The sequence below is a fragment of the Algibacter pectinivorans genome, from assembly GCF_900112595.1.
Lineage (GTDB): Bacteria > Bacteroidota > Bacteroidia > Flavobacteriales > Flavobacteriaceae > Algibacter_B > Algibacter_B pectinivorans.
In genome coordinates this window covers 206108-217850 of record NZ_FOMI01000004.1, presented here as the reverse complement: position 1 = coordinate 217850, position 11743 = coordinate 206108, and the positions used below count along the sequence as shown (strand labels likewise).

At 34.0% G+C, this 11743-nt stretch carries 6 protein-coding genes; all 6 read right to left on the bottom strand.

Annotated features, from left to right (window positions below):
• Entirely contained in the window at nucleotides 1-1521 is a 1521-nt protein-coding gene (locus BMY96_RS08105; protein WP_092851177.1) for a SusD/RagB family nutrient-binding outer membrane lipoprotein, read from the bottom strand.
• 14 nt (nucleotides 1522-1535) lie between these two features.
• Nucleotides 1536-4568, bottom strand: coding sequence for a SusC/RagA family TonB-linked outer membrane protein (locus tag BMY96_RS08100; protein ID WP_175473535.1), 3033 nt, complete (start codon nucleotides 4566-4568; stop codon nucleotides 1536-1538).
• Between the two features lie 279 nt (nucleotides 4569-4847).
• Nucleotides 4848-7142, bottom strand: coding sequence for a GH92 family glycosyl hydrolase (locus BMY96_RS08095; protein ID WP_092851175.1), 2295 nt, complete (start codon nucleotides 7140-7142; stop codon nucleotides 4848-4850).
• 8 nt (nucleotides 7143-7150) lie between these two features.
• Complete coding sequence (locus tag BMY96_RS08090; protein ID WP_092851173.1) at nucleotides 7151-9493, bottom strand: GH92 family glycosyl hydrolase; 2343 nt, start codon at nucleotides 9491-9493, stop codon at nucleotides 7151-7153.
• An 11-nt stretch (nucleotides 9494-9504) separates the two neighbouring features.
• On the bottom strand, nucleotides 9505-10476 hold the full coding sequence (locus BMY96_RS08085) for a type I phosphomannose isomerase catalytic subunit (RefSeq protein WP_092851172.1): 972 nt from the start codon (nucleotides 10474-10476) through the stop codon (nucleotides 9505-9507).
• 290 nt (nucleotides 10477-10766) lie between these two features.
• Entirely contained in the window at nucleotides 10767-11741 is a 975-nt protein-coding gene (locus tag BMY96_RS08080) for a glycosylasparaginase (RefSeq protein ID WP_092851170.1), read from the bottom strand.
• Nucleotides 11742-11743: the final 2 nt, after the last annotated feature.

The following is an 11743-nucleotide window of genomic DNA, read 5'->3' as shown; positions in this document are numbered from 1 at the left end:
TTAAAAATTACTATTCATTAAACCGTTAGACTTTGTTTTAGTATCTGCAGTATCCCACCATAATTTATTATCCATACGGTTTGTATCTATTGTATTTTGATTTGAAGGCAGCATATCTGCCTCCACATTGAATGCATTATCTGGATACCTAATACGTTTTACATATGTACCCGATGCTACTGTAGATGCACTACTTACACCATCGATAGGTAAGGTTAAATCTGGATAATCTGTACGTCTAAAATCTACCCAAGCTTCTCTACCATTAGGGAAATTAGATATGTATTTTTGGGTAATTAATTGTTTTAACTGTGCTTCATTAGATCCTGCTAACGCTGGGAGCTCTTCTATATAAGTACTAGCTGCCGCAGGTTCTACTCCAACAAATTCCATAGAAGCTCTAACACCTTCTTGCATAAGGCTTGTTGCATCTCCACCTGTCCAACCGCGTAACGCCGCCTCAGCTTGTAAGAATAATACCTCTGCATAAAGCATAACAGGTTGATAATGGTCTATTTCTGCATCATCTCCTGTAAAACCAATATAAGTTGTGTTTTCATTCATAGTTGTAAAATCGTTGGCATCAGCTGGTAAAATATTGTAACCATTAGCAACACCCTCTAAACGTTCGCTACCAAACAATGGCGAGCTTTCTTTATAATCAAACCATATTCTTGCTCTTGGGTCTTCCATGGAAGTCTGAGAATACATCATATCTATAAAAGTTTTTGATGCTCTAATATTATCCCAAAAAATAGCCATGTTACGTAAATAATCGTAAAAGCCATTTACCCAAGCGGGGATATGTGCTACATCAGTATTACTTTGCATAACACCAGCATTTATAGCTGCTACTGCTTCTGTTTGCGCTTTTCCCGGATCTATGTTAGATATTCTTATCGCTAATCGTAATCGCATAGAATTACCAAAACGTTTCCACTTCTCTAAATCCCAACCATATATTAAATCTTCTGCACTGGGCATTATATACTGGCTAGTATCACTAGAGTCTATAGCATTTACTGCGTTATTTAATCTATCAAATAAATCGTAATAGATATCACGTTCTGAATTGTATGGAACTTTAGATGCAAAGTCAATTTCAAAATATGGCAAATCACCATAGTATGCCATCATACGTGCCCATTCTGATACTTCCCAAATTTCTAAAACCTGCATTAAGTTACTATAAAAGGGGTCGTCTCCATATAAGTCTTGCAGAGATTTAATATTAGCTAATTCATCAACAAAAAATGCATTCCATCCAGTAAAAGCCCATCCATCAACATACTCGTATCTACCAGATTCAAAGCTAGATACCGTATTAGCCCAGTACTGAGAGTAAAAATCAGCAAATAGGTTTACGTTACGTTGATAATCAAAAACTGGTGTTGTAACAATTCTATTAAACAACTGCCCTGGTTGCGGAGCAGTAACGGCATTTTTATTAGTATTAATTTCCTCAAAATTTTCTGTACAGCTAACCGTAACAAAAAAGATGGCTATTAGTAATTTTCTCATAATTTTCTTTTTTTTTAAAATTTAACATTAAGTGAAAAACCATAGGTTCTTTCCACTGGTACAGGTGAAAAATCAAAAGCTTGTCCTCCTACAGAAGAGTTAAACACGCCTGCATCAGGCACTGTACCTGGTGTATTTCTATATAGGTAAAATAAATTTCTACCTATTACAGAAAATCTAACATCACTTAAAAGTCCATTACCAAAAGAATTCAATATTGATTTAGGTAAAGAATATCCTAAAGAAACCTCTCCTAATTTCATAAATGAGGCATCATATAGAAATTCTTCAGATATATTTGAAACAGTTTGCCAATAAGATTGCGCAGATACTATTGTAGTATTTGAGCTACCATCTGCTAAAATACCGTTAGGTGTAAAAAATGGATCCCTTCCTAAAGTTAATGTTTTTGGAGTATTACCAGAAGATGTTGCTTCCGCTTCTGTTAATGAGTAAATATCTCCACCTTGTTGCATTACAAATAACGCATTTAAAGAGAATCCTTTATATGCAGCATTTAGACCAATAGACCCCGTAAAATCAGCTTGAATATTACCAATTTTTTCCTTTTCGGTTGTTGTTACAGGTAAACCATCTGCTCCTACTATAACATTTCCTTGATCGTCTCTTTGGTACTTAAATCCATAAATATCGCCATATCTTTCACCAACGTATCCACGAACCTCTTCTATAATTGTATTACTTGCAAAATATGGAAAAAACTCTGTTCCATCAGGAAGTTCTTCTATTACCCCTTTATTAGTTCCAAAATTCAATGTTAGTCCTAAATTAAAATCCTCTGTTTTTATAGGCACTATATTCGCAGATACTTCAATACCCTTATTAGAGATCTCACCTACGTTAGTAAGCAAACTTGAAAAAAGACTTGTGCTATTAACAGGTACCGACGCAATTTGATTTCTAGTACGTTCATCGTAAAAAGCCACATCAAAATTTAAACGATTTTCTAATAATCTAAATTCTAAACCAAACTCCGTAGTGGTAGAAATTTCCGGATCCAAATTAGGATCGACACCTTCATTTGGTGTAGTTGACTGTGATAAATTAAAATTACTTAAAAAGACATTAAATGTAGGGTTTGTGGTTTGTGGTGTAGATGCTTTACCAACTTCTGCCCAAGTACCTCTAACCTTTAAATAATCTATCCAACTTGGCATTTCAACCATTTCAGAGATTAACGCACTTAGTCCAACGGAAGAATATAAGAATGAATTGTTTGAGGTTGGTAGTGTTGAAGACCAGTCATTTCTAATTGTAGCATTTAGAAATAAGTAATTTTTATAAGAAACATCACCAAAACCATATAAAGAATGGATTTCCTCATCTGTAAATTGCTCATTAGCCTGTATATTAGTACCCGCATTTAAGAAAAGTGTAGTTTCTGAATCTAATTTACCTGATGATGCGTTTAGAGACTCTATACCTCTTCGCATTTGGTTACCCCCTGCACTAATTCCAAATGTAAAATCTTCATTTAAATCTTTATTATAACTTAATAAAAATTCTGCGTTTTCTTCTTTAAAGAAAGACTCCGAGGTATTAATAGATGGGGTATTGTTAAAGAATATTTGGTCTTCAAAGCGAGCACCACTTATTTGCTCATATCTATAAATATCTAAGCCATATTTTACTTTTAATCTAAGTGCTTCTGAAAACTTAACATTGGTAGCTAAATATCCAAACGATCTATTACGTTGATCTCTATTAAAAGTTTGAGTTTGTAAAAAATAAGGGTTTCTGTTATCTGCATTGGCATTTTCTGTTAAGTTTGCGCTGGGTCCAAACAAAATCTCTTTAGTTTTATTATCTTCAAAAACAAAGCCTGGAGACAAATCGCGAGTTCTAATGTTTGCCGGCATAGTGTTAAAAAAGGAAACAAAACTGTATCTACCTATAGTAGGTCTCTGAAACCCCTTTGTGTTTATATAAGACACCTTTGCATCAACATTTAGCCACGGATTTATATCGTATGCTGCCTTAAAATCGAAATTTAAGCGTTCTAAAGCTTGTCCTTCGTATATACCTTCGGTATCGTCTTTACTTACCAAAACCTTAAAGTTTCCTTGCTCACTACCTTTAGTAAAAGTTAGAGCATGTCTTGTACTTACCCCTGTTCTTGTAAAATCTTCTAATAAATTAGATTCAGATTGGTATGGTAGCGACTCACCCGTCCAAGCTACTCGTTCAAGACCATCAAATCGAGGACCCCATGCTACTCTAGAACTAGGATCGTAAACCCCATTTATACCTTGACCGTAGTCCCTTTGCGTATCTAGAAAAAAACCTGCTTCGGAAAATGTAGTAGAGCCAGTATAGGATATTCCTAAACCTTGTGATCGCTTCCCGCTTTTTGTAGTAACAAGAACAACACCATTACCACCACGAGCACCGTATAATGCAGCTGCTGGCCCACCTTTAAGTACAGAAATAGTTTCAATATCATCTGGATTAATATCCAAAAACCCACCTCCATTAGAGTTACCACCAAATAAATCTTGTGCATCTGAGGAAAATTCTTGAGTAGAAAAAGGCACACCATCTATTACCCAAAGTAATTGATCGTTTCCACTCAAGGAACTAGCACCACGAATATCAATTCTTGGCTTACCTGCAATACCGCCTGAATTGGTAATATTAACTCCAGCAGCTTTACCCTGTATAGACGAAGCAACATTTGGATTTGCAGCAGCCGTAATTGTTTCGGAATTTACTTCTTGTACTGCATAAGCCAGCGCTTTCTTTTCCTTTTTAATCCCTAAAGCTGTAACTACTACCTCATCCAAAGCTTCAAGATTTTCAACTAAAGTAACATTAATCGTTTTTTTATTTCCTACTGTAATTTCCTGGGGCACAAATCCTACATAAGAAAATACTAATATTGAAGAAGAACTTACACTTAGAGAATAGTTTCCATCAAAGTCTGTTGAGGCACCATTTGCAGTTCCTTTTTCAGTAACATTTACTCCAGGTAAAGGAATTCCACTAGAATCAACCACCGTTCCGTTTACCACAGTTTGTGCTTTCATACTGTAACAGCACAGTATACTTAGAGTAAACAGAAGTTTAAGTACATTTTTTGTCATAATCTAATTAGTTTAATTTTCAGTTAATTAATTGTTAAATATAAAAGAACAAAAAAGTTATAATTAAAAGTTTAGTTTTTCGACAAACAACAGTTTTGAAAAGGAGTTTGCGATTACAACCTTCTATATTGTAAGGAATTAATACTTTTTAAAAGTAAAACTTTAATTAAACCAATCATCAAATCCTTTATATTATACTAAAAAACTAGCCTTTAAAAAAGGCTAATCTTGCTTATTACTAACAGTTAAAGTACCTATTTTTACTAAATCCGAGTGATTAATAAAAAACCCTTTTATATTAGTATTGCCTAATTTAACGCCCTTAATCTTACCTTTTTTATTTCCCCCTCCTTTAATAACTAATTGGCTATTTTTATAATATTTATTATTCAACCTTATTGTAATCTTATCAAAAACAGGAGTAGTAATAGCATATTTTGGTTCTGCAGGAGTTACAGGATAAATTCCCATCATAGAAAAAACAGCCCAAGCACTCATAGTACCTGTATCATCATTACCGGGAAGCCCGTCGGGTGTATTTTTAAAATACTTCTTGAGTAATTCGCTTACTTTTTGTCCCGTTTTATATTCTTGTCCTTTTATATGATTAAACAAAAATGGATAATTAATATCTGGCTCGTTAGCCATATCAAACTGGTTTTTATCAAAAACATCTTCCAATCTATTTACAAAAGGTGTATCGCCTCCCATTAGCTCTTTAAGCCCCTTAGTATCATGAGCTACCATAAAAGTATATTGCCACGCATTGCCTTCTATAAAGCCTAAGTTTTTCTCAAAATTTGCCCCTGCTTCAGGATTGTATGGTGTTACCCAACTGCCATCATCATTTTTAGGGCGTAACAAATTGAATTCTTTATTAAATAGTTTTCTGTATGAAATAGCCCTTTCAGAAAAGGTTTTATAATCGTCTTTTTTATCTAATACTTTTGCTAGTTGGGCAATGGCAAAATCTGAAACATTATACTCTTGGGTGGTTGATACTGAGCCACTATGAACCGTTGTTGTGGTTAAATATCCTTTTTCAATATAATCTTTAATACCCGGGCGCAAGGGGTTATTTTCTAATTGTGTTGCACTCTTTTTCATGGCTTCATAAGCTTTTTCTACATCAAAATCGCGGATACCTTTTAAATAAGTATCTGTTATAATAATACCTGCAGGGTCTCCAACCATAGTTGTCGTTTCGGTAGCATTTAGTTCCCATTTTGGCAACCAACCTGATTCGTCATAAATTTGCAACATACTTTTTACCATATTCGATTGTTGTTCTGGATATACCAAACTCATCAATTGGTGTAAATTCCTGTAGGTATCCCATAGCGAAAACACAGTGTAACGCGTACCATCTGTTTTTAAAGTTTCCCTCGTTTTCATTTTAGGATACTCACCGTTAAAATCGTTTAACGTACTAGGGTGAATTAATGTATGGTATAAGGCTGTGTAAAAAATAGTTTTATCATTGGCCGTACCGCCTTCAACTTCTATTCGCGACAAATGGGTGTTCCATTCCTTTTTAGTGTCTGTAAGAATTTCGTCAAAACTTTTATCTGCTGTTTCTTTTTCTAAATTTTCACGTGCATTTTCTATGCTCACGTAGGAGACGCCTATTTTCATTTCAACCGTTGATGGTTTATCAAATTTATAACGCATAAACGCACCAATACTATCACCAATAACTTCTTTTGTATAGTTTTCTTTAATTCGTGTTTCAGCATTGTACGTCATCCAATCTGCTTCCACACCTGTGTATGTTCTTGGTTTTTTCCAAATACCAAATTTATCAGCAGGTTTTGAAAAGCGCGCTACAAAATAAACAGGATAAGCTTCTTCTGGTTTATAATAACAAAATGACCCTACACTGCGCATTCCTTCAATTTCGGTAGACGATACCACTTTTACCATAGCACCTTCTTCATTAGTTAATCCTAAACCAAGATTTAAAAGTATATTAGCGTCTCCAGCAGGAAAATGATATTTACTTACACCAACTCGTGTTGTTGCGCTAGCTTCAACTTTTACATTGTATTTATCAATTTTATTGGTGTAATAACCCACTGTAGCGTTTTCTTCTGAGTAGGTTGAACCATATTTTAAATGATTTGTTTCTAAACTTCCTGTTGTTGGCATTGCTAAAATTACGCCAAGTTCTGGACACCCCACACCACTTAAATTAACATGGCTAAACCCTGTTAAAAATGGATTTTCGTTTATATAAGGTGTTGATAACCATCTACTATCTTTCTCTAAAGGTAAGTTTTTAGGCCCTGCAACATTAAATGGTGAAACATTTGCCATACCACGAACTGCAATAGGCCCAGGATTGGTGGTTCCAAAATTGGAAGTCCCTATAAACGGATTTACATATTGCGTGAAATCTTTTAATACCTGGGCTGCTTCTTTAGTTGTAGTATCTTTTGAAGTTTCATTTTTACATCCTAAAAAAGAAATAAAAAGAATTACTAATAATCGAGACAATACTGTTGAAAACGATTTCATAATTGGAATTATTTTAAATTTGAACTTAATGAATATGGTAAAGAATCTTCATCGCTTGCCCATTTTTTGTTAGGTGTACTATCCATTTTAAAATATAATTCACCTCCATTTTGAATAGCCTCAAACGTAATAAATGATTTGTTATGAGCTTCGGAATTTAAAGTTGCTGATTGAATATAAAAATTCTCTTTTGAATTATTAGGGGCAGAAATTTGAAACGTTTTTCCATTTTCTAGTTGGATGTTTGCTTTTTTAAATAATGGACTACCAATAACATATTGATTTACGGCTGGCGTAACAGGATAAAAACCTAAGGCACTAAATACGTACCACGCCGATGTTTGTCCGTTGTCTTCATCACCACAATATCCATCTGGTGTTGGTGTGTATAATTTTGTTACTACCTCTCTAATTTTTTCTTGCGTTTTATAACTTGCATTTGCATAATTATACAAATAAATCATGTGTTGAATAGGTTGATTTCCGTGTGCATAGTTCCCCATATTCATAATTTGCATTTCTCTTATTTCGTGAATGGTAAAGCCGTAATACGAATTATCAAAATCTGGCGGCATGTTAAACACAGTATCCAATTGGTTTACAAAAGCCTCTTTTCCTCCCATTAAATCAATTAAACCATTTACATCATGAAAAACAGACCATGTGTAGTGTAGACTATTCCCCTCGGTAAACGCATCGCCCCATTTTAATGGATTAAAAGGGGATTGAAACGAACCGTCTTCATTTTTACCACGCATCCAACCAGTTTCAGAATCAAATAAATTCTTGTAGTTTAAAGAACGTTTGTAAAATGTATTTGCCATATCTTCTTTACCAAGTTTTTTTGCCATTTGCGCAATTGTAAAATCGGCATAAGCATATTCAAGGGTTCGGGCAGCGTTTTCTTTTATCCCAACATTGTAAGGCACATAACCTAAGTTATTATAATAATCAATCCCTTCTCGTCCTACTGATTTAATCACATTTCCACCTCTAGAAAGTGGTCTGTTTTCTGCTGTAGTTGCATTTTTAATCATGGCTTCTAAAAGCAAATCAACATTATCTACAGTAACACCTTTTAAAAATGCATCTGAAATAATTGGTGACGAATTAGAACCTATCATACAATCGCGATGCCCAGGACTAGCCCATTCTGGCAACCAACCAGATTCTTTGTAGGTATTTGCCAATCCTTCCATAATTTGGCTATTTAGCTCTGGGTAGACCATATTGAAAAAAGGAAAAACAGCTCTAAAGGTATCCCAAAATCCGTTATCGGTAAACATATAACCTGGTAAAACTTGGCCATTGTATGGGCTGTAATGCACTATGTTATTGTCTTTATCTAATTCGTGTAATTTCCTTGGGAATAATAAAACACGATATAAACAGGAGTAAAAGGTTCTAATGTTATCTATATTATCATCTTCAACTCTAATTTTGTTTAACTCGGTTTCCCATGATGCCTTTGCTTTTGCTAACGTTTTATCAAAAGTATCGGTTCCTATTTCTCGATTTAAATTAAGTTCTGCTTGCTCTAAACTTATAAATGATGATGCTACTTTTACATGAACTACTTCGCCTCGTTTTGTTTTAAAACCTACAATAGCTCCAACATGCTCTCCCTCGTTTTCTTTAGAGTTTTTTAATAGTTTCCAATTATCTCCCCAAGTGTGGTTCACTTCAAAATCTTTATCAAATTCTGCCACAAAATAGTTATGAAAATTTTCTGGAACGCCTCCTTTATTATTTCTACAATAGCCTATAATTTTTCGTTCTTCGGGTATAATTTTAACCATAGATCCTTTAAAAAAGGCATCTACTAGAATGTAAGATTGATTATCTGGAAAGGTGAATTTAAAGTGAGCTGCTCGCTCTGTTGGTGTAACCTCAGCAGTAACATCATAATCTGCTAAATACACCCTATAATGGTGTGGTTTAACGGTTTCTGCTTTATGAGAAAACCAAGATTGACGTTCGTCTTCTTGATATTTTAAATGGCCTGTTACCGCCATTAATGAAAAAGCGGCATAATCGTTTATCCACGGACTTGGTTGGTGGGTTTGTTTAATACCTCGTATTTTATTTTCGTCGTACTTGTATGTCCAACCATCTCCCATTTTGGAAGTCATTGGTGTCCAGAAATTCATTCCCCAAGGTGTTGCAATTGCAGGATATGTATTTCCGTTTGATAAATCGAAAGAAGAATCTGTTCCCATTAAAGGGTTTACAAAATCTACTAAACTTCTTCCTTCCGAAATTATATTCGAAGTGTTTTCTTTTTCTGCTTCTTGATTACAAGAAAGCATACTTAAAAATAATACACAAAATAAATATTTAACTGTCTTCATACATATTTTCATTAATAATACGCTTCTAAAATTTTCACTCCTGTTGATTCTAATTGTATTTCGCTTAAACTTGCGGGGATTAAAAGTGTTTCCCCTTTTTTAATATTGTAGCGTTCACCATTACAACTTAAATTAGCTGCACCTTCAACACACACATAAATAACAAAAGAATCTAGATTTGAATAGTCTTTTTTCATCGTACCACCTAAGGCAATAATATTGGTTTTAAAATATGGCGAATGCACTAGTGTATTTGATTTATTTGTCTCTAGTTTGTAATCTGTTTTATAAGCATCGTGCACTTCATAGTCTATAACATCAATCGCTAAATCGTTATGCAACTCGCGCTTTTCCCCCGTTTTAGCATCTACTCTATCGTAATCATAAATTCTATAGGTAATGTCTGATGTTTGCTGAATTTCTGCCAATAAAACACCAGCACCAATAGCATGGACTCTACCCGTTGGAATATAAAATGTATCCCCTTTTTCTACAATTTCATGATGCATTACATTTAAAATCGTATTATTTTCTAAATGTGTTTTATAGTCTTCTTGATTTATTTTCTCATCAAAACCAACAATTAATTCTGCCTCTTTATCGGCTCCCATAACATACCACATTTCATTTTTACCAAACGAATTATGACGCTCTTTTGCTATCTCATTACTTGGATGCACTTGTATGGATAATGGTGTTTTAGCATCAATAAATTTAATGAGTAACGGAAATTTATCGCCAAAGGTTTCGTAGACATTATTACCTACAAAATCGCCTTTAAACTCATTTATTAATGCTTTTAAACTTTTACCTTTTAAAGAACCTTCTGTAACTAATGTTTCATCGTTTTCAACGACTGAAATCTCCCAAGATTCTCCTATGCTTTCTTCTGTATAATCTTTATTTAAAACTGTTTTTAATTTTTCGCCTCCCCAAATTCTATATTTATAAAGGGGCGTAAATTTTAAAGGGTATAAATTCATTTTTTAAGTTTAATTATAGTTATACAATCTGTTTTCCAAAAAACAGATTGTTGTTATGCATTAGCCTATAATATAACTAAAAGTAGTATTATAAATATAAACTTTTGTTCTATAAAATTATACTAACAGCTATAATTTTATGATTAGTATAATATCAAAATCATGGAGGTATCTTGATATTATATTTTTTCAGATAACAGATTTAATTTTAAATGTGGTTAATTCTAAAAACGCCTTCTTTTAGTGTACCTACCTCAATATTACCATCAAAAAGTAATGGAAAGCATTCATCATTTTATTTTATATTTAGCATCCATTAATTGATTATCTAAAGACTTAGTTTGTACTGCATAATTAAAACCTGGTCTTAAACAATAAGATCCATATTCGCCATTTTTATTTAAAGCAATGAAGCCTACTTGCAACCACTCTAAATCTGGTGCGTTTTTATAGATTTTATAAATACGTTCTACCACTTCTTTACAAGCCGCTTCCGGCGATTTCCCATGGCGCATTAATTCTACTACCATTGCGCTTCCTGCTGTTTTTATTATGGCTTCTCCCATGCCTGTAGCGGCGGCTGCACCTACTTCGTTATCTAAAAATAAGCCTGCTCCAATTATTGGCGAATCGCCTACGCGTCCATGCATTTTCCATGATGCCCCACTTGTGGTACACGCCCCAGAAAGGTTACCGTTTTCGTCTAAGGCTAGCATACTAATGGTATCATGATTCTCTATATTAATTATGGGTTTGTAGTTGGAATTAACCAACCATTCCTCATACGCCTTTTTAGATTTTTCGGTTAATAACTTTTCTTTTTTAAACCCTTGCGCTAAGGCAAATTGTAATGCCCCTTCTCCAACCAACATTACGTGTGGTGTTTCTTCCATAACTTTTCGCGCAACAGAAATAGGGTGCTTTATATGTTGCAAAAATGCTACCGAACCACAATTATTATTTTGGTCCATAATACAAGCATCTAAAGTTACTTTCCCTTCTCTATCTGGAAAGCCACCTAAACCCACAGTTTGCACATCTGGGTTTGCTTCTGCAGTTTTTACACCAACCTCAACGGCATCGAGAGCACTTCTTCCATTTATTAAAAGTTCCCAAGCCAATTCGTTCGCTACTAACCCGTGATTCCATGTTGAAATGACTACTGGTTTTATAATTTGCTTTTTTTCTTTTTTTGAAGTTGAGTTTTCGCAAGCATTAAAACTAAAGATTACAATAAAAAATAATATGGCTTTTAAAAATCTCATAT

Bases quoted from the DNA above. Each gene is read 5' to 3' on its own strand.
- BMY96_RS08105 (WP_092851177.1), bottom strand. From the start codon at position 1,521: ATGAGAAAATTACTAATAGCCATCTTTTTTGTTACGGTTAGCTGTACA.
- BMY96_RS08100 (WP_175473535.1), bottom strand. From the start codon at position 4,568: ATGAAAGCACAAACTGTGGTAAACGGAACGGTGGTTGATTCTAGTGGA.
- BMY96_RS08095 (WP_092851175.1), bottom strand. From the start codon at position 7,142: ATGAAATCGTTTTCAACAGTATTGTCTCGATTATTAGTAATTCTTTTT.
- BMY96_RS08090 (WP_092851173.1), bottom strand. From the start codon at position 9,493: ATGAAGACAGTTAAATATTTATTTTGTGTATTATTTTTAAGTATGCTT.
- BMY96_RS08085 (WP_092851172.1), bottom strand. From the start codon at position 10,476: ATGAATTTATACCCTTTAAAATTTACGCCCCTTTATAAATATAGAATT.
- BMY96_RS08080 (WP_092851170.1), bottom strand. From the start codon at position 11,741: ATGAGATTTTTAAAAGCCATATTATTTTTTATTGTAATCTTTAGTTTT.